This window comes from Lysobacter sp. Root690 (assembly GCF_001427785.1).
GTDB lineage: Bacteria > Pseudomonadota > Gammaproteobacteria > Xanthomonadales > Xanthomonadaceae > Lysobacter.
The window spans coordinates 48,087-71,016 of sequence record NZ_LMHM01000012.1; the positions used below are offsets into that span (position 1 = coordinate 48,087).

Below are 22,930 nucleotides of genomic sequence, written 5' to 3' on the forward strand. Positions count from 1 at the left end.
GTTGCAGCGATGCGGCCGGAACGCACTCAGGTATGCGGGTAACCGAGGCGGCGCGCGACCGGGGCCAGCAGCGCGAACGCTTCGGCCAGCGGCTCGGCGTACTGGCGCCAGCGGCCGTCGGGCAAACGTTGCGGCAGGCTCAGGCCGTTGGGCAACGACACCTGCACGCGCAGCGCGTCGGCCAGGACCTGGGCGATCGCGGTCGGCTCGTCGCCGGTTTCGTCCAGCTTGACCAGTTTGTGCGGGAACAGATCGCCCTCGTGCAGGTCGGCGACCTGCTCCAGGGTCTGCGCCAGCCAGCGCGCGCCCTGTTCGGGCGAGGGCAGCGCGTACGGGGTCGGGCTGCCGTAAGCCAGCCAGTCCAGCAGCATGTCGCGCGGGTCGCGCACCGCGATCAGCAGCAGCGCCTCGGACAGATACGGACGCATCGCGCGCAGCAGGGCGTTGTCCCACCACAGCAGCCAGTCGAACACCGGGCCGTCGCCGACGCCGCGCGCGGGCAGCGCCGCGCGGTACATCTTGACCAGGAACGCCGGGTCCAATGCGCCGCTGAGCAGTTCGTCGACCGAGCCGTAACGTTGCAGCGGATCGCTCGGCGGCTGTCCGCCGAAACGGTCGACCAGCAGCGGCGCGCCGACCGCGCCGAGCACCTGGCCGATGCGTTCGACCCGCGAACCCGGCGCGCCCCACAGCAGCAGGATGCCGCGGGTGCCGTCGGCGACCGGCGCCAGCGCCGGCCATTCGACGCCACCGCGCTTGCTGACCGTGTTGAACGGCAGGCGCTGGTCGACGACTTCGGCATGCAGCTCGGCCCAGGTCGCCGCGGCGGCCTCGGGCTGGTCGGCCAGATCCAGGCTGCGGCCGAGCATCTGCCGCAGTTCGCGCTTGACCTGCGGGTCCACTGCCATGCCGATCAAGCGCTCGATGCGCTCGGCGGCGGCGTCGGGATCGCGCTCGGCCAGGGCCTGGACGATGCGCATCTCGGCGCGCACGTCGCCGGGACTGAGTTCGACGATGCGGTGGGCGATGGCGACGGCCTCATCATGTTCGCCGCTCTGGTCGTGGACCGCCGCGCGTGCTTCCAGCGCGGCGATATGGCCGGGCATGGCCTGCTGCCAGCGATCGATCACGGCCAGCGCGGCGGCGTCGCCGAACGGTTCCAGCACCAGCCGCGCGCGCCACAGATCGGCGGCTTGCGGATGCTGCGCGAGCGCGCCTTCGAGCGCTTCGCGCGCGCCGTCGGCGTCGTCCAGGCTGCGCCAGGCGGCGATGATGCCGTTGAGCGTGCGCGGGTCGTAGGGATGTTGATCGAACGCGGCGCGCAGCAGCGGCAGCGCGCGTTCGGGACGACCGGCGTCGAGCTCGAGTTCACCGGCCCAACGCTTCACGCCGAAGCCGGCATCGTCGCGCTGGGCGAGGTCGGCGATGCGGTCGGCGGCGTCGCCGAAACGCTGCTGCAGGCGCAGCAGGTCGGCGATCAGCAACTGCAGGGTCGGTTGTTCGGGATGGCGCTCGGCCAGGGTGGTGAAGGCCTGCTCGGCGAACGCCAGGTGGCCCTTGGCCAGGTAGGCGAAGCCCAGGCCGTGCAGCACCTGCGGATCGTCCGGGGCCAGGGTCGAGGCGTGGCTGAGCACGGCCAGGGCGCGGTCGGCGTCGCCGCGGCGCAGCGCGAGCACGCCTTCGATGGTGCTGACCTGCGGGTGCTCCGGCGCGATCCGCGCGGCGGTGCGGCCCAGGCGCTCGGCCTCGTCCAGATCGCCGCGCACGATCGCGAGCTGGGCTTTCATGATGTAAGCCGGGAACTGGTTCGGATCGAGCCCGATCGCGCGCGCGAGCGAGGCCTGGGCGTCGTCGAGCTGACGGCCGTCGAGCTGGGCGCCGGCGCGTTCCAGGTACAGCTGGGCGTCTTCCGGGGTGATGCCGATGGCGCGGTCGAGCGCGGCCACGGCGCCTTCGCGATCGCCGTTCAAGCGCAGCGCGGCCGCATGCAGGCGGTGCGCGGTCGCATCTTGCGGGTCGGCCGACACCGCCTGTTCGGCGGCGCTCAGCGCCTGAGCCGCCGCGCCGCGGCGCAGGGCATCGAGGATGGATTCGTACATGAGAAGTGCTTCGCGCGGGAATAAGAGAGGCGATTGTAGGCGCGCGCGCGGATTTGCGCCTTTTCCGGCTTCGGCGCCAAGGCCCGCGGGCACGGCACTGCTGGCCTGACGGGACGGATGTATCGACGGCCCGGACCGGCGCTGAAATGCGCGACCTGCCTCAGCCGATAGCGCCTGAGCGACGGCGACTCACTTGCCGACTTTTTCGACGCCGCCCTCGTACGTATAACGCACGCCATCGACCTGGATGCCGTCGCGATGCCGCCCTTGCGAGCCGCTGCCGTCGCCGCTGGCGTACCAGGCGGGGCCTTCGCGGGTGCCGTCGACATAGGTGATGGTGCCGACCGTCTGCCAATCGACGTCGACCACATAGGCTTGGCCATTGAGCTCGTCTTTGGCGTACTCGCCTTTGACCCGATAACCCGACGCGCTGAGCATCTCGCCGGCGCCGCTGCGTTCGCCCGCCGACATGGCGCCGACATAGCGCCATTTGTGTTTGCCGTCGAAGTACACGTCCGCGATGCCGCTGCCTTCCGCCGCGCCGTTCTTGCACGCGCCGCTCCAGTTCCATTGGGTGCGCTCGGACGGCATCGTCGCCGCCAGCAACACGTCGCAGGGCCGCGACTGCGGCTTCAGCAGCGGCTGCGCCCGCAGCGACTCGGCGTAGCGCTGCTGCGCCTGCGCCACCGCGTCGGCGTAGAGCTTGGCGCGTTCGGCCGGCGTTTGCGGAAGTTCCGCGGCGGCGACCGCCGCGCTCGCGAGCATCGTCGCCAGACCGGCCGACAGCAGGCACTTCGGAGCATCGATTCGCATACCGGTGTGTTCCCCACGGCTGAAAAGATAGTCAAACCCGCCGCGCTGCCTGTGCATGGCGTGCATGCTCGCGGCTCGGCGCGGGTGGCTGGCGGCAAGATACACGCGGCCCCGTCGGCAAGCGCCGGACCGCGCCGCGGCATCACCCCGACGCCATCGACTCCATCCGATCCGCGATCCAGCGCTCGGCGAACCCATCCAGATGCGCGTTCTCCAAAAACCCGCAATGCCCGCCCCACGGCGCGACTTCCAGCCGCGAATGCGCCGGCAATTCCAGATCGTTGAAATCGGCCACCGGGATCACCGGGTCGTCGACCGCCATCAGGATGCTCACCGGCACCTCGACCTGCGCCAGGCGCGGGCCGGCGACCGAATAGCCTTCGAAATAGCGCTCCAGGGTGCCGAAGTCGGTATGCCGCTCGACCATCCACTGGGTCAGCGGACGCATGCTCAGGCCGAGGGTGCGGTCGTCGAAATCGTGCACGCCCGGAAACAGCGCGCGCTTGCGCGACAGCGATTCGCGCCATTTGCGCTCGAAGTACCACAGGTACAGCGGCAAGCCGGACTCCATCGAGGCCATGGTCCGGCCCGGATCGAGCACCGGACACACCGCGGCCACGTGGGTCAGCGGCAGGCCCGCCTGCGGCGCGCGCAGCGCCAGCCGCAGGGCGAAGTTGCCGCCGAGCGAATAGCCCGCCACCGATAACGGCCGCAGCGGAAAACGCCGGGCGATCTCGGCGGTGGCCTCGACCACTTCCTCGATGCGGTTGGAGTGGAACAGGCCTTCGTTGAGGTGATGGGTGTCGCCGTGGTCGCGGAAATTCAGCCGGAACACTTCGAACCCGCCCTCGAGCAGGCGCGCCGCGGTCAGGCGCATGTAGTTGGAATCGGCGCTGCCTTCCCAGCCGTGCAGCAACAGCACCAGACCGCGCGCCTTCACCCCCGGCATCGCGCTGTGCAGGCCGTGCAGGCGCACGCCGTCGCCGGTTTCGATCAGATGCGGCTGGGTATGCGCGCCGACCTGCGCCAGCCGCCGTTCCGCGTGCCGCCGGCGCAGCGGGCTGGATCCCAGCGCCGACTGCACGTGCGCATTGCGTAACCAGCGCGGTGGCGCGTAATCGGCAGCGGTCAGCATGGTCTCAGCTCGCCATCGCCTCGATGATGCGCTGCCGCGCCAGTTCGGCGATGCGACGGCGACCGTCGGCTTCGCCGGGCGCGATCGGGGTCAGGAAATGCACTTCGGCCAGCCGCCCAGGTTCGCCGAGCAGGCGCAGGAAATTGGCGAAGAAGCTTTCCTTGTCCTGGAACGCGACCACGGCCTGGGCGTCGCCGTGCTCGCCGTAGCGCAGCGCCACCGGTTGCACCGGCACGCCGGCCTCGACCGCGGCCAGGAAGATGCGCGCATGGAACGGGCCGATCTCGCCGCCGCCGCGGGTGCCGCCTTCGGGGAACACGCCGACCGAGCGGCCCGCGCGCAGGCGCGCGAGCATTTCGTGCAGCACGCCGCCGAGCGATTCGGTATTGCCGCGGTGATGGAAGATGGTCTCGCCGCGCGCGGCCAGCCAACCGACCACCGGCCAGCTGGCGATCTCGCGCTTGGCGACGAAACCCATCATCCGCTGGCTGTGCAGGATCTCGATGTCGACCCAGCTGACGTGGTTGGCCACGAACAGGGTCGCCCCCGCCAGCGGCGTGCCGACCCGGCGCAGGCGGAAACCGAAGATCCGCATCAGCCCGGCCGACCAGGCGCGGATCAAACGGTGTTCCAGGGTTTCGGCGCCGATCGGCAATTGCGCGGTCAGCGGCGAGGTGAGCAGCAGCAACAGCGGCAGGTGGATAAGCACATGCCACAGCAACAGGGGCACACGGACGAGGTAACGCAGCGCGCGCGCGGTCTGCGCACCGGTAGGCGCGACCGCGCCGGCGTGGGGAGGCGGCGCATTCATTACGCCCACGATACCGAAGCGCAGTCGCAGCGACCAGCGGCGATTGCGACGGGGCCGGCGTTTGAAACGGTTTGGTGAAAAGTTGACCGCTCGTTCGCGGCCTTGGCTGAACGGGAATTGTTGCTTGAGCTGTGCGGCAAAGAGCAAATCCCCCCTGCCCCCCTTTTTTAAAGGGGGGATTCTTCGATATGGATTCGTTGGGAGCGTTGGGTTACGTCGCCTCGAGCCGCTCCAGGCAGTGCCGGAACATCCCGATCACCGCGGCTGTTCCCCCCTTTAAAAAAGGGGGGCCAGGGGGGATTTGCTCTTGCTCTCCCCCGCAACCTCAATTCGAAGAAGACGCCGCCACCGCGTCCGCCGAAGCGCCGCGGCGATCGCGCAGGCCGACCTTATGCCCGGCCTGGGCGAAGTACAGGATGTACAGATAGCAAGGCACCATCAGCAGCAGGAACACCAGCTGGAAATCCAGGTGCTGCTTGAGCACCGCGTACAGCTGCGGAACCACCGCGCCGCCGGCGATGCCCATGATCATCACCGCCGAACCGACCTCGGTATGCCGGCCCAGCCCGCGGATGCCGAGCGGGAAGATCGCCGGCCACATCATCGCGTTGGCGAAGCCCAGCGCCGCCACGAAGCCCACCGACACATAGCCGTGGGTCGCGAACGCGCCGATCGTCAACACCACGCCGAGCACCGCCGACAGGCTCAGGTAGCGCTCCTGCGAGATGAAGCGCGGAATCACGATCAGGCCGACCACGTAACCGACCAGCATCCCGCCCAGGGTCAGCGAGGTGAAGAACTTGGTCTTGTCGAGCGGCAATCCGAAGCTGTGGCCGTAGGTGCCGATCGCGTCGCCGGCCATCACCTCCACGCCGACGTAGACGAAGATGCACAGCGCGCCGAGCCACAGATGCGGGTACTGCAGCAGGCTGCCGCTGTCGCCGGCGCCATCGGACGCGGAACGGTTGGCCTCGGCCGCGCGCAGCTCGGGCAGCGGCGAAAACAGCACGCCGACCGCGAGCAGCGCCAGCAACCCGGCCATCATCAGATACGGCCCGTGGATGCTGGAGGCGAAGGTGTTGAGCAACTGCGCCTTGGTCGCCGGATCGGCCGCCTTGACCTGCTCGGCCAGATCGCCCATGCCGTGCAGCACCATCGTGCCGAGCACGATCGGCGCGAGGATGCCGGCGACCTTGTTGCAGATGCCCATCACCGCGATGCGCTGCGCCGCTCCCTCGATCGGGCCGAGGATGCTGATGTAGGGATTGACCGCGGTCTGCAACACCGCGAGGCCCGCGCCGATCACGAACAGTCCGCCGAGCGCGCCGGGGTACCAGCGCTGGGTGGTGAACTCGCCGAACACCGCCGCGCCGATCGCCATCACCAGCAGGCCCAGCGCCATGCCGCGTTTCATGCCGGTGCGGCGCAGGATCGCCGAGGACGGCACCGCGAGGAAGAAGTACGAAAGATAGAAGGCCATCGGCACCAGGAACGCGCCGACCTCGTCGAGATCGAAGGCGAGCTGGGCGAAAGCGATCAACGGCCCGTTGAGCCAGGTGACGAAACCGAACACGAAGAACAGCGCGCCGATGATCGCGATCGAGCCCAGATACCGCGGCTGAGCGTTGGCGTTGGAAACCGACATGTGACTCCCCTCCCAGAGCAGCGGGGACCGCCCGCCACGTCTCGCAGTCATCCGGCTTGACCGGTACGACAAACGACCGCCCAACGTTGTCACAAGTCCGCGGCCCACGCCAGCGCGGGCGGTAAAAAAGCCTCGAAACCCCTGCCATACCGTGATCGACGACGCGCGGACGTATGTTGCGGCGCACCACGAAATGGCGTCTTAAATCCACGATTGCGCGACCGGATGGGCGTTTCTGACGGCGCTGTTGACAACGTTGTCAAACCCGGAGCAATCTCGGCGCCGCCAGGGGAAACCGATGGGCAGCCGTGGAGGGCGCATGCAGTGGGACACGCTGTTAGGGGCACGGGTCGCAACGACGACCGTGCCGCGGGGACGCATCGCGAATGGACCGATCGACGCGCAAGCGTCGCGCGTCGCGCCGCGCCGCTGGAAGGGACACGCATGAGCGCCGCACCCAGACTCACCCCGGCCGTGAACGCGTCCGCGGGCAGCTTCATCGCCGCCGATGTCGGCGGCACCCACACCCGAGTCGGCCTGGTGCGTCCTGGCAGCGGCGGCGATTCGACCGTGGCCGTGCTCGCCCACCGCAAGTACGTGTGCGCCGATTACCCGGGGCTGGCCGCGATCCTGGCCGAGTTCATCGCCGGCAACGGCGTGGGCGTGGACCGGGTGGTGATCGCCACCGCCGGCGTCGTGCTCGACGACGAGGTGGTCAATTCCAATCTTCCCTGGCGCATCTCGCTGTCGCAGTTGCGCAGCGAACTGGGCCTGCACGAAGTGCTGGTCATCAACGATTTCCAGGCCAACGCCAACGCCGCCCAGTGCATGGCGCCGGCCGATTCCACCCTGCTCACGCCGGGTGTCGGCGACTCCGACGCCACCGCCGGCCCGGTGCTGGTGATCGGCCCGGGCACTGGCCTGGGCGCGGCGGTGCGCATTCCGCATGGCAAGAGCACCGTGGTGCTGCCGACCGAAGCCGGCCACACCGCGTTCGCGCCGGGCAACGCGCGCGAAGCCGACATGTTGCGTCTGGCCCAGCAACGCGGGCAGACCCACGTACCGACCGAATATTTCGTCTCCGGCCCCGGGCTGGTGAATCTGTACAGCGCGCTGTGCACGCTCAGCGGCGTGGACGCCTCGCTGCGCGCGCCGGCCGCGATCACCGACGCCGCGCGTCGCGGCGAAGCGATCGCGCGCGAAGCGGTGCTGACGTTCTGCGCGCTGCTCGGCAGCGTGATCGGCGATCTGACCGTGATCAGCGGCGCCAAGTCGGTGTTCATCGCCGGCGGCATCCTGCCGCAACTCAAGGACTTCGTGCCCGACAGCCAGTTCCACCCGCGCATGCTCGACAAGGGCGTGATGCGCCCGGTGCTCGAACGCGTGCCGGTGCGGCTGATCGAAAACGAACGGCTCGGCGTGATCGGCGCGGCGAGCTGGTACCTGCAGCACCTGGCGCAGACGGCGGCCGACGCCGAGCCCGCGCCGCGGCACCCCATGCAGTAAATGCGAAACCGCCGCGCGCGCCGATCGCGGCGCGCGCGCCATCGCGGATTCGCATCGAAGGCGGCAGTACCGCAACACCCCGGACACGGCGCTCGCCGCGACCGGATCGCATCACCGCACCCGCAGTCAAAACACCGGACTTGGCGACGAACCGGTTCCCCGGACGATCGCACAGCCATCACCGCCCGAGGGAGGAACAAAATGAAAGCGCGCAAGACCATCTTGTCTGCCAGCATCGTCACGGCCCTGTTGATGGGTCCTGGCCTGGCGTTCGCCCAGGACGCGGCCCCGGCCGCCGCCTCGCAAGCCACCGATCTCGACACCGTCGTGGTCACCGGCATCCGCGCGAGCCTGGAAAAATCGCTCGACACCAAGCGGGCCAACGTGACCGTGTCCGAAGCGATCACCGCCGAGGACATCGGCAAGTTCGCCAGCACCAACGTCGCCGAAGCCATGTCGCAGATTCCGGGCGTGACCCTGGATCGTCGCTTCGGCCAGGGCGAACGCGTCAGCATCGACGGCACCGATCCGAGCCTCAACCTGTCGTTCCTCGACGGCCACCCGGTCGCGCAGGCGATCTGGCTGTACGGCGAACAGCCCAACCGCGGCTTCGATTACACCCTGCTCGCGCCGGAAATCCTCGGCCGACTGGAAATCATCAAGTCGTCGGAAGCGCGCATCACCGAAGGCAGCCTCGGCGGCACGGTGCTGATGCACACGCGCAAGCCGCTCGACCTCGACGCCAACTCGGTCGCGGGCTCGGTCAGCTACAACTACAGCGATCAGGGCAGCAAGGGCCGCCCGAGCGCCTCGGTGCTGTACAGCTGGAAGAACCCGCAGGAAAACTTCGGTATCTCCGTCGCCGCGCAGCACTACGAAGAACAGGTCGACCGTCAGGGCCTGGAGATCTTCGGCTACGCCAAGGCCTCGACCTTCACCAACGCCGCGCGCGCCGGGCTCGACCCGAACGCGGAAGTGCCCAACTCGATCAACGCGGCCTGGTTCCAGCAGCACCGCAAGCGCGACAGCGCCGTGGTCAATCTGCAGTTCCAGCCGAACGATCAGTGGAACATCGATCTGCAGGGCCTGTACATCAAGGAAAACTTCGACAACTACAACCAGTCGCTGTACAGCTTCCTGACCTGGAACGACGGCACCGTCGGCGCGGTCAACCAGCTCGGCGACGCCAAGAACGGCGTGGTCACCAGCGGCCATTCCAACGCCAACGCCGATCCGCTCGGCGGCACGGTGATCTACGACAACAACGTGCGCGAGTCGGAAGTGGTCACCAAGGGCATCGACCTGCGCACCTCGTTCAAGGGCGAAGGCTGGGGCTTCAAGGGCCAGATCGGCAGCAGCAAGTCGGAAAACGAAAACCTGGCGCAGTACTTCATCGAGCCGGTCTACAACGGCGGCTTCAGCTGGGACATCAACCGCGGCATCAAGTTCGACAACCCCGACGCCGCGCGCAATCCGGCCAACTGGGGTCCCTCGGGCGGCCTGACCAACGGCTGGATGGGCAACAACGGCGTGTTCTCCACCGAAAGCAAGGACACCTACGGCCAGGTCGATTTCAATGTCGAGTTCGACAGCGCGATCAACAACCTGCAGTTCGGCGTGCGCCGCGCCAAGCATGAGGAGTCGTTCGACCTCAACATCTACGGCCCGGTCAACCGTGGCACCCTGGCCGACGTCGGCACCATCGGCCTGACCGACATCCGCGGTTTCACCGGCGATCACGGCCGCCATATCCAGGTCGGTCGCGGCAACGTGCTCGACTGGGTCAAGGGCAGCCCGCTCGACTTCAACAACCCCGACGCGGCCGGCTACCTCAACAACACCTGGGCGCTGGAACAGACCAACACCGCCGCTTACGTGCAGGCCGACTTCTCGGCCGGCGCCTGGCGAGGCAACTTCGGCGTGCGTTACGTCGAGTCCAAGACCGACGCCAGCGGCTTCGTCTACGGCGGCGCGCCGAGCCTGACCGATCTGGCCAGCAAGTGGCAGACCAAGTCGCGCAAGGAGGATTTCTTCCTGCCGTCGTTCAACGTCGTCTACGACACCGGCAACGACGTGCTGCTGCGTTTCGCCGCGGCCAAGGTGATCGCCTGGGCGCCGTACAACCAGATGGTCAACAACACCTTCCTCAACGACACCACCTACAACGGCAGCGGCGGCAACGCCGAGCTGTCGCCGTACGAGTCGACCAACTTCAACCTGTCGGCCGAGTGGTACTTCGCCGAGCAGTCGGTGCTGGCCGCCTCGGTGTTCTACAAGGACATCGACAACTACATCGACAGCGCGGCCCGGATCGAGCGTCAGTACAACTCGATCCGCGACACCAACCGCGTGGTGTTCGACACCACCCTGGTCGGTTTCCACGGCTGCACCGCCGATGGTTATTGCGATTACGACATCCAGCGTCCGCGCAACGCCGGCAAGGGCAAGGTCAAGGGCTTCAACGTCAGCTACCAGCAGCCGTTCGCCGACACCGGCTTCGGCATGACCGCGAACTACACCTACGCCGATGGCGAGAACAACACCGGCGATCCGCTGCCGTACCAGTCGCGCGACAGCGTCGCGATCAGCCCGTATTACGAAAAGGGCCCGCTGAGCGTGCGCCTGTCGTACAACTGGCGCAGCCATTACCTGGCCGGCGGCTACGTGGCCGGCGCGGCGCCGGCGAGCGTGGACGACTACTCCGAGCTGGGCGCCAGCGTGGGTTGGAAGTTCAACGAAAACATGGGCCTGTCGTTCGACGCGATGAACATCCTCGACGAAGAGTACGTGCAGTACTCGGGCAACCAGGACAAGCCGGTCGGCAAGTACCACAGCGGTCGCCGCTACATGGCCGCGTTCCGGTTCAACTTCTGATCGGCCTGCACGGCGATCGAAGCGGTAAGCGCGCGTCGGCCGCAAGGCCGGCGCGCGACAACGGTCGGGCGATGGCGCAATCGCCCCCCGGTGACACCCGAAGCCCGGCACTTGCGTGTCGGGTTTCTTTTGGTTGGGGATTGGGGATTGGGGATTCGGGATTTGGGATTCGGCGGGGCACGGCGGCATGTGGGCTGCCGTTCGCTGACGATCTCGCAAATCCGAATCCCGAATCCCGAATCTCGAATCTCGAACCAAGGCCCCCGATGAAGACGCGCACGACCCGCAGCCTGCTCGCCGCCGCCGCTCTGGCCGCCGCGTTGACCGCGTGCCACAGCGCCGCTCCGCGTGAGGCCGCCGCGCATAAACAGGCCGCGCACGACAGCGAACCGGCGAGCGCAACGCGCGACACGTTCACAGCCCACCGCACCGCGATCATCCCGCGTCCGCTCAAGACCCAGGCCCAGCGCGGCCAGTTCGAATTCGACGCGAACACGCCGCTGCAGGTGCATGTCGGCCAAGCCGGCGAACGCCGCGTGGCCGATTACTTCGCCGCCAAGGTGCGCGCATTGCGTGGCTTCGCGCCGGTCGTCTCCGAAACTCAAACCGCATCCACGAACGCGCGCGACGCGATCGCGCTGAGCATCGAACCGGAGCTGGCGATCGGTGACGAAGCCTATGTGCTCGACATCCAGTCCGACGGCGTGCGCATCCGCGCGCGCACCGAGGCCGGCCTGTTCTACGGCGCGGTCAGCCTATGGCAATTGCTCACCGCCGACGGCGGCCAGGGCGCGATCCGGATCGCCGCGCAGCGCATCGAGGACGCGCCGGCGTATCCGTGGCGCGGGGTGATGCTGGACGTAGCGCGGCATTTTCGCAGCGTCGACGAGGTCAAGTCGGTCATCGACCAGATGGCGCTGCACAAGCTCAACACCTTCCACTGGCATCTGACCGACGACCAGGGCTGGCGCATCGAGATCAAGCAATACCCGCGCCTGACGCAAGTCGGCGGCTGCCGCATCCTCGCCGGCGCCAACGGCCGCGACGCGCAGGGCAAGCCGCGGCCGTACTGCGGTCACTACACTCAGGAACAAATCCGCGACGTGGTCGCGTATGCCGCCGCGCGCCACATCACCGTGGTGCCGGAGATCGAGATGCCGGGGCATGCGCAGGCCGCGATCGCGTCGTATCCGAACCTCGGCGTGACCGACGTCGTGCGCAAGGCGCCGCGGGTGTCGCCGGACTGGGGCGTGCACACCTATCTGTTCGGCGTCGACGATTCGACCTTCACCTTCCTGGAAAACGTGCTCGACGAAGTCGCCGGGCTGTTCCCGTCGAAGTACATCCATATCGGCGGCGACGAAGCGGCCAAGGACCAATGGATCGCATCCAAAAAAGTGCAGGCCAGGATCAAGTCGCTCGGCCTCAAGGATGAGATGGCCTTGCAGAGCTGGTTCGTCGGCCGCATCGGCCAGCATCTGCAGACGCACGACCGCATCCTGCTGGGCTGGGACGAAATTCTCGAAGGCGGCCGCCTGCCGGCCAACGCGACGGTGATGTCCTGGCGCGGCACCGCCGGCGCGGTCGAGGCCGCGCGCGAAGGCCATGACGTGATCGTCGCGCCCGATCGGCAGTTGTATCTCGACTACGTGCAGAGCGATCGCGACGACGAAACGCCCGGACGCTTCCCGGCCAGCACCTTGCGCAACTTCTACGATTTCTCGATCGTGCCGGCCGAACTCACCGCGCAGCAGAGCAAACACGTGATCGGCGCGCAGGCCAATCTGTGGAGCGAGCACCGGCGCGGTTTCGATCGCGTCCAGACCACGCTGTATCCACGTCTGGACGCGTTGGCCGAAGTGGTGTGGTCGCCGACGGCCAACCGCGACTGGAACGATTTCCAGCAGCGCCTGGCGCCGCAGCTCGCGCGTTACCGCGCTCAGGACGTGCTCGTCAGCGATGTCGCCTATGCGGTGTCGTTCAAGCTCATCGATGGCGCCGATGGACAGCCGCAACTGACCCTGTCGAACCAGGCCGGCTTCGGCGAGATCCGCTACCGCACCGACGGCGGCGATCCCGACCCGACGTCGCCGCGTTACCGGCAACCGCTGCCGGCGACATTGCCGCTCGACCTCGTCGCCACGACTTTTTTCGACGGCCGCCCGGTGGCCGCGCCGCGCCGTTTCAGCGCCCGCGACCTGGCCGGCCTGAGCCGTCGCACCAGCGCCGGCCTGCGGCCGTGCCGCGAGGGCTACAACCTGCGCCTGGAGGACGACGCCGCGCGCGATGGCGGCCGCGACGGCGAGCGCGCCGCGCTGACCGTCAACCTGATCGATCCGTGCTGGATCTACCCGGCCGCGGCGCTCGACGGCATCGGCGCGATCGAGGTCCAGGTCGGCCAGCTGCCGTACAACTTCCAGCTCTGGCACGACACCGACAAGATCGTGACGCGCAAGGCGGTGCAAGGCGGCGCGCTGGAAGTGCGCCTGGACGATTGCAAGAGCGCGCCGATCGCGCGCCTGCCGCTGGCCGCGGCCAAACGCTCCGACGGGATCACCACGCTGCGCGCCAAGCTGCCGGCGCGCGACGGTCGCCACGACCTGTGCTTCGTGTTCGCCAGCGGCACGCACGACCCGCTGTGGGCGCTGGATGCGGTGACCCTGCATCCGGCCGAATAAGCGGCGCTCGGGATGTGGGAGCGGACAGTCCGCGTGATCGCAATGGCGCGGTCGCGGCTCATTCCGCTCCTGCATTCAGGAAAGAAGCCTCACGCTTAACATACGCAACGGCATGCTTTCTACGTGCCGACTATGCGCAATTGGGCGAAGTATGTGCGCCCGTTCATGGAACCGGCATTCGAACGGTTAGCATATGAGCGCCTACAGGGGGATCCACGTACATGTTCACGCGTAATTTGTTGTTGGCCACGGCACTCGCCGCTGCCTTGTTCTCCGGCGCCGCCGGTGCCCAGACCTTGCCCAAGCCGAACGAGTTCTACTTCGACGCCGACGCGCAGACCACCAAGCCGGTGATCGCGGTGCGCGAAACCGGCGACGCGGCGACCGACCGTCTGGCCAAGATTCTCGAACGCAAGACGCACGCGCCCAACGAAGCCGCTCAGCTCGCCCATCTGGCGATGCAGGCCGGCCGCAACGATCTGGGCCGTCAGCTGTACGGCCGCGCCTTGCGCGAAGTCGACGGCGGCAGCACGTTCTGGCGCGCGATCAACTGGAACTACGCCTGGGACCAGTTCCGCGCGGGTGCGCCAGAAGACGCGTTCAGGCTGTGGGCCACGGTCCACAACGCGCGCACCGTCAACGCCTCGTGGATGCCGCCGACCTACGCGCTGGTGCTGTGGACGCTGGGTCGCAAGGACGAAGCGGTGCAATGGTACGCCGCCGCGGTGCGCACCGAGCCCGACCAGTGGCGCACCAGCGCGCGTTACGCCGAGCTGCTGCCCGAGTGGCGCGACAGCGAGCGCGCGACCCTGGCCGAAGTGCAGCAGGCCTGGGCCGCGAAGCCACCCAAGTGGCCGTGAGCGCGAACGGCTGAATCGCGCGGGCAGACACGGGTGCATGCAACGTGCGCCTCGCGCAAGCTCCGCCTCGCATCGCGGCACCCGCCAACACGCGGGTGCCGCAAATCCGATCCGATAACGTGACCGGCGACCGATCCGGCGGTCGTCGTCGATCACGCCGCCCGTGCATCGCACCGGCCGTTTACGGCCCTTGTTCCCGTTGAACTCCCTACACGGCTAAAGTCGCCGTACGCGGCCGACGCTGTCGGCCTGTGGTTGCGTTGCGCGGCCGGGGAACTGATGTCCATATCGGCACTGAGCGTCCTGGTGGTCGAAGACCACGGCTTCCAGCGCCGCATGGCGCTGCGCCTGCTGTCGGAACTGGGCGTCACCCGCGCCTACGAGGCCGCCGACGGCGCCAGCGCGCTGCGCCTGCTGGAGGCCATGGCGCAGCCCCCGGACGTGGTCATGGTCGACCTGGACATGCCGGGCATGGACGGGATCGAATTCATCGACCACCTCGCCCAGCGCCATCTGGCCCGCGCGGTGTTGGTGGTCAGCGCGCTCGACGCGGCCTTGCTGCACACCGTCCAGACCATGGCACGCGCCTGCGGCCTGCGCGTGCTCGACGCGGTGGCCAAGCCGTTGACCAAAGCCAAACTGTCGACGGCCCTGGGCAGCCTGCGCGAAACCACGGCTGACGTGGAGGAGGACTCGCCCGGCGAGATCACCACCGAAGCCGTCCGCGCCGCCCTGGCCAACGGCGACATCGTGCCGTGGTTCCAGCCCCAGGTGGAACTGAGCAACGGCCGGGTGATCGGGGTCGAAGCGCTCGCGCGCTGGCGCCGCGGCGACGGCCGGGTGATCCTGCCGCAGCATTTCGTGCCGGTGCTCGAACGCGATCACCTGCTCGACGAACTGACCGAACGCATGCTGGCCCAAGCCTGCCGCTGGAAGCGCGACTGGGACCGCGCCGGGCTGCGCCTGAAGCTGTCGGTGAACGTCTCGGCCTCGACCCTGGACGACACCGGCGCCGCCGACCGTTACCAGCGGATCGTGCGCGAAGCCGGGGTCGACCCGGCCGAGATCGTGCTCGAACTCACCGAAAGCTCGCTGATGGCCGACGCCGCGCGCGGCCTGGCGGTGCTGGCGCGGCTGCGGCTGAAGGGCTTCGGCCTGTCGATCGACGATTTCGGCACCGGCTGGTCGTCGCTGTCGCAGCTATCGCAGGTGCCGTTCACCGAATTGAAGATCGACCAGGAATTCGTCGCCGGCGCCAGCCAGCAGCCGCGCAAGCGCGCGGTGGTCGAGGCCAGCCTGGACCTGGCGCGCAAGCTCGGCCTGGACGCGGTCGCCGAGGGCGTGGAAACCATCGAGGACTGGCAGATGCTGGCCGAACTGGGCTGCACCACCGCGCAGGGCCGGCTGATCGGCGACGCCGTGCCCGGCGAGGAACTGCCGGCCATGCTCAGCCGCTGGCGCCGGCCCGAGCACTGAGCCGCCGTGTTCGCCTGGCTCGACCGCTTCAGCATCCGCCGCCAGCTGTGGGGCCTGTTCGCGCTGTTCCTGCTGGCCGGCACCAGCGTGCTGGTGATCGACGAAATCGAACAGCAGCGCGCGCGCCGCACCCTGCAGACCCTGCAGGACGACGCCCTGCTCGGCCTGCGCCTGATCAAGACCATCTCCGACGGCTACGGCCTGGACGTGGTCGACACCACCTTCCGCGTGCGCAACGACCTGGTCGGCTGGGACGAGGGCCTGGCCAGGGTCGAGGGCGCGCAGCGCCGCATCGATCAGGCCTGGATGCGCCTGCAGACCCTGCCGCACACCGCGCAGGAGACCGAACAGCTGCACGCCGCCGCGCTGGCCCGCCACACCGCCGATGCGGCCGCGGCCGAGTTGCGCACGATTTTGCGCCACCGCGACCTGCCGGCGCTCGGCCGCTTCGCCGACACCCGCCTGTACCCGGCGATCGATCCGCTGACCCAGCGCCTGCAACTTCTGTCGGACCTGGAACTCACCCAGACCGACGCGGTGGTGCGCGCCGACCTGGTGCGCAGCGAACAAGTCAGCCTGCTGCGGCTGGTGGTCTCGCTGCTGGCGCTCGGCTTGGCCGCGCTGATCGGCCGGCGCGTGCTGCGCAACGCCTCGCGTGGCATCGACCGGCTGACCTGGCTGGCGCGGCGCATGCGCGAACACGACTACACCGCCGAACCCGGCGAGCTGCCGTCGGGCGAACTCGGCGCGGTGATGCAGGCCTTCATCGACATGCGCCGCGACGTGCTCGGCTTCGAGACCGAACTGACCGGCCAGCTGATCCGCAACGAACGCACCCGCGCCGAACTCGAACGCCGCGAACGCTTCCAGGCCTCGCTGCTGGATTCGGCGCAGACCGCGATCCTGGCGGTCGATGGCGAGGGTCGCTTCACCCTGGTCAATCCGTTCGCCGAACGGCTGCTCGGCGTGCGCGAGGCCGACTTGGTCGGACGTGAGTCGCTGCAGGCGGTGTTCGAACCGCGCGCGTTGAAAACGCTGGCGGCTGAACTCAGCACGCAACTCGAGCAACCGGTGTTCGCCGACTGGACCGCATTGCGCGAACTCGCGCGCACCCAGGCCGCGCCGCGCGAAACCCGCCTGCGCCATCGCAACGGCACCTGGGTGCCGGTGCTGCTCGCGGTCTCGGCCACGCGCGAGGGCGAAGACGACGCGGCGGGCCTGCTGGTGGTCGCCGCTGATCTGAGCGCGCTCAAGCGGCTGGAACGCGCGCTGCGCGCCAGCGAAGCGCGCGCGCAGGACGCCAACCGGGCCAAGTCCTCGTTCCTGGCGGCGATGAGCCACGAGATCCGAACGCCGATGATCGGCGTGACCGGGATGATTGAAGTGCTATCGCATTCGCGGCTCGACGCCGAGCAACGGCACGCGCTGGAAGTGATCCAGCATTCCTCGCAATCGCTGCTGCAGATCATCGGCGACATCCTGGATTTTTCGAAGATCGAGGCCGGGCGGCTGGAACTGGCGACCGATGCGGTCAGCCTGCCGGCGCTGCTGCGCGCCACCGTCGCCGGCTTTCTCGGCGCGGCCTCCAGCCGCGGCGTGCAGCTCAGCTGCCACATCGATCCGCGGATCGCGCCCGCGCATCACGCCGATGCGCTGCGGCTGCGCCAAATCGTCGGCAACTTCCTGTCCAACGCGGTCAAGTTCACCGAGCGCGGCACGATTCAGGTCGCGCTGGAGTACGAGGGGCGAGAGGAGTCGAACCCCGTCGCGGGCGGCGTCGATGCGGCAGCCGCGGCTTCGACCGATTTGAACGCCAGCGATTCGACCTCCATCGTGCCGGGCAACTCAGTGCCGGACCAAGCCGATCAACCACCCGCGCGCGACCTGCTATGCCTGCGCGTCACCGACACCGGCATCGGCATCAGCGCCGAACAGCAGCAGCGCCTGTTCGAACCGTTCAACCAGGCCGACGGCGACACCACCCGCCGCTATGGCGGCACCGGCCTGGGGCTGGCGATCTGCAAGCGCCTGGCCGAGTTAATGGGCGGCGAAATCAGCCTGCACAGCGAACCGGGCATCGGCACCACCCTGCGCCTGCGCGTCGCCCTGGCGCGCGCATCGCAGGCCGAGTTGAATGCCGCGCCATCGGCATTGCCTGCGAATCTGGCCTTGGTGCCGCGACCGCTGCCCGACCTCGCCACCGCCGAGCGCGAACGCAGCCTGATCCTGCTGATCGACGATCACCCGACCAACCGCCTGGTGATCGCGCGTCAGCTCGCGCTGGCCGGCTACGCCTGCGAAGCCGTCTCCAGCGGCGAAGAAGGCCTGCAACGCTGGCGCAGCGGCCGCTACGCGCTGCTGTTGTCGGACGTGCACATGCCCGGACTCGATGGCTACGGCCTGGCGCGCGCGCTGCGCGAAGAGGAAGCGCGCGCCGGCATCGGCCTGGGCGACCCGCGCCGCACGCCGATCCTGGCGCTGACCGCGTCGGCGTTGAAGGGCGAGGCCGAGGCCTGCCTCGCCGCGGGCATGGACGACTGCCTGATCAAACCGATCGCGGTCGCGCGCCTGGCCGCGAGCCTGCGCCAATGGCTGCCGCATACCGCCCCGGACGAACCACCGCCACCGAACCTGCTCGAAGGCCACGACCGCGGGCGCGTACTCGATGTCGCGGTGCTGCGACGCCTGCTCGACGACAGCGACAGCGATGCGGGCGAGGTACTCGACGATTTCCTCGCCGCGACCGCGCAGGACCTGGCCGACCTGCATCGCGCGCACCGCGACGGCGACCTGAGCGTGCTGCAGCACGCGTCCCATCGCATCCGTGGCGCGGCGCAGCTGATCGGCGCGGTCGAATTGAGTGAGGCCGCCGACGCCCTGGAGCAGGCGGCGCGCGCACAGGACTGGAATCTGGCGTTGCCGTTGCTCAGCGATGTGGAAACGGCGGTGGAGCGGTTGCGGCGATTGCCGCGGTAGCGGTTTGACGATGATCGCCGTGGCGGCTGTTTTTGACGCGGGTGATTGGAGTTGGCTTGGCGAGCGAAGAGCAAATCTCCCCTAACCCCTCTTTGTCAAAGAGGGGGACTGCGGCGCGTTGTGGGCTGCATTCGTCGGATGTCCAGGCGTTTCGCTGGAAGCATCAAGAATGGGGGTGACGTAAGTTCGAATGAGAAAAGACTGACCGCTTATCGCGAGAAGTTCGATACGAGCGAAGCATCACCGCCGCCTCGGAAAATCCGCCGCGTCAATCAGCCCACTTTGCAAAAGGGGGCTGGCGCCTGCGCTACTACAACCAAGTGATGATCCGGCTGCGCCGGGGGATTCGCTTTCGCTGTTGCTCAAGCCCGGCACAGGCGCAAATTAGAACAGGGCAAAGATTCGCCACTTACGCAGCATCGTCCCGACACGAGCGAAGCGTAACCTCCGCCTCGCACTATCTGCCGCGTCAATCAGCCCACTTTGTAAAAGGGGGCTGGCGCCTGCGCTATTACAACCCAAGCGATGATCCAGCTGCGCCGGGGGATTCGCTTTTGCTTTTGCTTTGCTTTCCCAGCTGCTGCTAACGAAACCGCCTCACTTGGCCTGCGCATCCTCAATCGGAATCTGATGCTCGCGCAGCCATTCGATCACCGCCTCGCGATCGCGGCGGGTCTGCGCATTGAGGATCTTGTCCGGCGTCATGAACATGAAACGCTGGAAACTCGCGCCCTGCACGTTGCGCGTGTTCGGGCTGGCGCCGGCCTGCAGCAGTTCCAGCGCGTGGCCGAATTCGTTGACCTTGGCCGCCTGGTGCAACGGCGTGTTGCCCATGCGATCGGGCACGTCGGGCTTCGCGCCTGCCTTCAGCAAGGCCTCGAAATTGTCCGCGCGTTCGCCCATCAACGCCGCCGCCAGCGGGGTGGCCTGGGTGACCGTGTTCGGCGTGTCCGGGCTGACCCCGTGATCGAGCAACACATGCAGGTAACGCGGGTGGTCGGCCATCGCCGCCAGATGCACGACGGTCATGCCGTCGTCGCTGCCCTGAGCCGGATCGGCGCCCGCGGCGAGCAAGGCCTTCATGCCATCGGTGCTTTGGTGGTACAGCGCCCATTGCAACGGCGTGACGCCCTTGGCGCCGCGTTCGTTGGGGTTGGCGCCAGCCGCGGCGAGTTCGCGCACGCGCGCGGCATCGCCGTCGGCGGCGGCTTGCGCCAGTTCGGCGGTGCGCACATCGGTGAAGGCTTCGCTGGCTTGCATCGATCGGTTCCCGGGGCCTGCACACGCCGTGCAGACCGACAGCATAAGCAAGACGGCGGCGGCCATCACGCGCGAAATGATGCGATGCGGCTGGGCGAGGCTCGGGGGCATGCGGGCGCCTTCGGTGTCAGCGTGGCTGGATCGTAGCGCAGCGGTGGGAAAGGGGATGCGAAACGGTCGCGGCTTTCGACGGAGAGCGGAGTGCGCGCGCGGCGGCGGCGAATGTCCGATTACCGATTACATGCGCGGGAGGATTTGGGATGGCGGCGGGAGGCGATTTTTCGCGTCAAGGCACTGGATCCCCGCGTTCGCGGGGATGACGGGCTTGGGAAGACGACGGCACTTGAGGACGCCGCTGCGTGCGAATGGCGACTCGGCGTTAAGGCAGCTCGCGCGGAAAGATTCGTCGCGATGGAGCCCTGGATCCCCGCCTTCGCGGGGATGACGGCTTGAGGGGTTCGCGCATGCCTCGCAAGATACAGCCGTTGTGAAACGCAGCTATCGCGAAACGACTTTGCGCGTTACGGCAAAGCCCTGCGCACTTGAACACTCAGGCGTTTGGCGTCTGGGCCCTTGGACAGTTGGGCGACGTGTTGTCGAAGCGATGCTTTATCTATCGCGCTTCCACCGCGTTGCCAAAATCGATGCGAAATAGTCTGCGCTCGCTCGGCGCAAGCTCACTCGACGCAGACGCATCGCTTATCCGGCGCAGTGAACCACGGTGCCGTGATGGCCTGAGCCATGCGCCGAACCTAAGCCCGGCGCCCAATCAGTCGAACCAACTCAATCGAGCCGGCTCAATCGAACCGACTCAATCGAACGGATTGAGGAAGCTGCCGACATCCTTGGCCACGTTGACCGCGCCCTCGGTCACGTCACCGGCGAAGTCCAGGGTGGCTTCGGCGGCGGTGCCCAGGCCGTCGATCGCGGTTTCGGCCAGGTTGCCCAGGTCGTCGGTGCGCGCGCCGAGCCATTCGCCGCTGTTCTCGACCCAACCGGCGACGGTGTCGCTCGCGCCTTCCAGGCCCACGTATTCGCCGACGTCGCGGATCAGGCCGCCGGTCAGTTCGCCGGCGCCCTGCAAGGTGTCGCCGGCCAGGTTGAACGCACCGTCGACGACGTCGCCGGTCAGATTGAGCGCGCCTTCGGTGACATCGCCGGCAAGCTTGAAGGTACCGTCGAGGTAGCGGCCGTTCGCGTACTCATTGTTGACAACGTTAACCAGATCACCGCCGAAGTCGTAGCCGACATTGAACGCATCGACGCCGAGGTCGACCACTTCCTGCAGACCGTCACCCAACAGATCCATGCCGGTTTCCGACACGGTCTCGGCGGCATTGTCGAGCAGGCCCAGCTCATCGCCTTCGATGCTCGGGGTCGGCGTCGGGGTCTGGGTCTGCATCGCCTTGATCACGGTGTCGGTGCCGTGCGCGGTCGCCGGATTGGCCCAACCGCCGGGGTGGGCGAGGTTGAGTTCATAGCCGACCGCGTCGGGCATGCCGTTGATCAGTTCCACGCCCTGCTGCGCGCCGGTCAGCGGATCGCCGTCGACGTTGTAGCGGCGAATCTGGCCGTCCTCGGCCTGCGAACGCGCTTCGTGCGGAGTGAAGCCCAGGTCGCGCAGGGTGTCGTTGCTCAGGCCGGCGGCGTTGAAGGTCACCGCGGTGTTGCCGGTGGCGAGCGCGGCGGTCGACGCCAGGCCGCCGCCGAGCGAGTGGCCGGTGAACACGACGTTGTCGCCGAACGCAGCCTCGGCTTCCTTGGCCAGCGCCACCGCCTGCTTGTACTGGCTGGTGTTGAAGCCCAGGCCCTGGCCGACATCGTTGGCGATATCGCCGTCGCCGAGCGGATTGAAGCCGTTGGTGCCGGCGAAGGCGACCACGTACTGGCCGTCGCCGTTGGTGTAGACCGCGGCGCGGAAGCCGCTGCCGTCGACGTCGAGGCTCGCCGGATCGATGCCCGCGGGCTTGCCGTCCGGCCCCTTGAGGTTGGTCAGCTGATCGTCGGTGAGCCGGGTCCAGCCGGCCGCGCCGGTGTTGGTGGTTTCGTACACGTCGCTGGACAGTTCGGCCAGCGCGGTGTCGATTTCTTTCTGCGGCTGCTGGCCGGCGAGCTGTTCGCTGAAGGGCTGCTCCGGCTTGACCTGCGCCGGCACCGGCACGTGCGGCGAATACGGCAGTTCGACCGGCGCGGCAAGCGTGACCGGCGGCGCGACGACCTGCGGCGGCGGCACCACCGGTTGGGGCTGTGCGTGCAGCAGGTTGTCGATGACGCTGGGCAGCTGCGCGAAACGCAGTACGGGGTTGGTGAAATCGCTCCAGCTCATCGGTGCCGTCTCCTGTGCTTGACGGTAGGGTATGGGTGGCGAATCTCCCGAAACAGCTGGTGTGTGCCCGAGCTAGGGTTTGCCCTAGGGGCCGGGATTGGGGATTGGGGATTGGGGATTCGAGATTGGGGATTCGGACCCACTTGCACGTGGACTCGGGTTTGGGTGCGGCTACCACTGCCATTGCCGCTACGGCTACGGCTACGGCTACGGGGTACGGGTACCGGTACGAAGGCGAGCGTAAGTCATCGCCCACTTTGTAAAAGGGGGCGCGCGCCTTGCGTCGGCGCGAAGCCGAGCCAATCCAGCGGCGCGGGGGATTCGCTTTTTCCCGCAGCGACCGCAAAGACTCCGCGAGCCTGAAGCCGCGCAGTTCATCCAGCGCTGCGAAGCCGCTACTCGCGAGAACAAAAGCACACCCGAAGGGCGGCGCACATGGATGTGCGCCGCGCGCCACCGGGACAGGATGTC

Annotated in this window: 13 protein-coding genes; 6 read left to right on the forward strand and 7 right to left on the reverse strand. The window is 67.9% G+C overall.

Annotated elements, in window-relative coordinates; all coding sequences use genetic code 11:
• Positions 1–26 precede the first annotated feature (26 nt).
• The 5 genes from ASD86_RS08125 to ASD86_RS08145 form a co-directional block, all read right to left on the reverse strand.
• Positions 27–2,099, reverse strand: coding sequence for a tetratricopeptide repeat protein (locus tag ASD86_RS08125; RefSeq protein WP_056109319.1), 2,073 nt, complete (start codon positions 2,097–2,099; stop codon positions 27–29).
• Positions 2,100–2,288: 189 nt separating this feature from the next.
• On the reverse strand, positions 2,289–2,912 hold the full coding sequence (locus ASD86_RS08130) for a hypothetical protein (RefSeq protein ID WP_056109321.1): 624 nt from the start codon (positions 2,910–2,912) through the stop codon (positions 2,289–2,291).
• 142 nt (positions 2,913–3,054) lie between these two features.
• Positions 3,055–4,044: an alpha/beta fold hydrolase gene (locus ASD86_RS08135; RefSeq protein WP_056110614.1), complete on the reverse strand. Its 990-nt coding sequence runs from the start codon at positions 4,042–4,044 to the stop codon at positions 3,055–3,057.
• Between the two features lie 7 nt (positions 4,045–4,051).
• The gene (locus ASD86_RS08140) at positions 4,052–4,858 is read right to left on the reverse strand and encodes a lysophospholipid acyltransferase family protein (RefSeq protein WP_082578287.1); all 807 of its coding nucleotides are present in this window, start codon (positions 4,856–4,858) and stop codon (positions 4,052–4,054) included.
• A 325-nt stretch (positions 4,859–5,183) separates the two neighbouring features.
• The gene (locus ASD86_RS08145) at positions 5,184–6,503 is read right to left on the reverse strand and encodes a sugar MFS transporter (protein ID WP_056109323.1); all 1,320 of its coding nucleotides are present in this window, start codon (positions 6,501–6,503) and stop codon (positions 5,184–5,186) included.
• A 444-nt stretch (positions 6,504–6,947) separates the two neighbouring features.
• On the opposite strand from ASD86_RS08145, the gene ASD86_RS08150 reads away from it, so the two are divergent.
• The 6 genes from ASD86_RS08150 (at position 6,948) to ASD86_RS08175 (ending at position 18,873) form a co-directional block, all read left to right on the forward strand.
• Positions 6,948–8,009 (forward strand): glucokinase, encoded by a 1,062-nt coding sequence (locus tag ASD86_RS08150; protein WP_056109325.1) that lies wholly within the window; start codon positions 6,948–6,950, stop codon positions 8,007–8,009.
• A 201-nt stretch (positions 8,010–8,210) separates the two neighbouring features.
• A complete protein-coding gene (locus ASD86_RS08155) occupies positions 8,211–10,883 on the forward strand; it encodes a TonB-dependent receptor (RefSeq protein ID WP_056109327.1) in 2,673 nt (890 codons plus the stop codon).
• Positions 10,884–11,149: 266 nt separating this feature from the next.
• Complete coding sequence (locus tag ASD86_RS08160; RefSeq protein WP_056109329.1) at positions 11,150–13,561, forward strand: family 20 glycosylhydrolase; 2,412 nt, start codon at positions 11,150–11,152, stop codon at positions 13,559–13,561.
• A 221-nt stretch (positions 13,562–13,782) separates the two neighbouring features.
• The gene (locus ASD86_RS08165) at positions 13,783–14,421 is read left to right on the forward strand and encodes a tetratricopeptide repeat protein (protein ID WP_056109331.1); all 639 of its coding nucleotides are present in this window, start codon (positions 13,783–13,785) and stop codon (positions 14,419–14,421) included.
• Between the two features lie 279 nt (positions 14,422–14,700).
• Entirely contained in the window at positions 14,701–15,897 is a 1,197-nt protein-coding gene (locus tag ASD86_RS08170) for an EAL domain-containing response regulator (RefSeq protein WP_056110618.1), read from the forward strand.
• Positions 15,898–15,903: 6 nt separating this feature from the next.
• The gene (locus tag ASD86_RS08175) at positions 15,904–18,873 is read left to right on the forward strand and encodes an ATP-binding protein (protein WP_056109333.1); all 2,970 of its coding nucleotides are present in this window, start codon (positions 15,904–15,906) and stop codon (positions 18,871–18,873) included.
• 597 nt (positions 18,874–19,470) lie between these two features.
• Here the strand turns inward: ASD86_RS08175 and ASD86_RS08180 are convergent.
• Positions 19,471–20,133 carry an ankyrin repeat domain-containing protein gene (locus ASD86_RS08180; protein ID WP_162253630.1) on the reverse strand — a complete coding sequence of 221 codons (663 nt, stop codon included), beginning with the start codon at positions 20,131–20,133 and terminating at the stop codon, positions 19,471–19,473.
• 811 nt (positions 20,134–20,944) lie between these two features.
• The gene (locus ASD86_RS08190) at positions 20,945–22,459 is read right to left on the reverse strand and encodes a hypothetical protein (RefSeq protein WP_056109337.1); all 1,515 of its coding nucleotides are present in this window, start codon (positions 22,457–22,459) and stop codon (positions 20,945–20,947) included.
• Positions 22,460–22,930 lie beyond the last annotated feature (471 nt).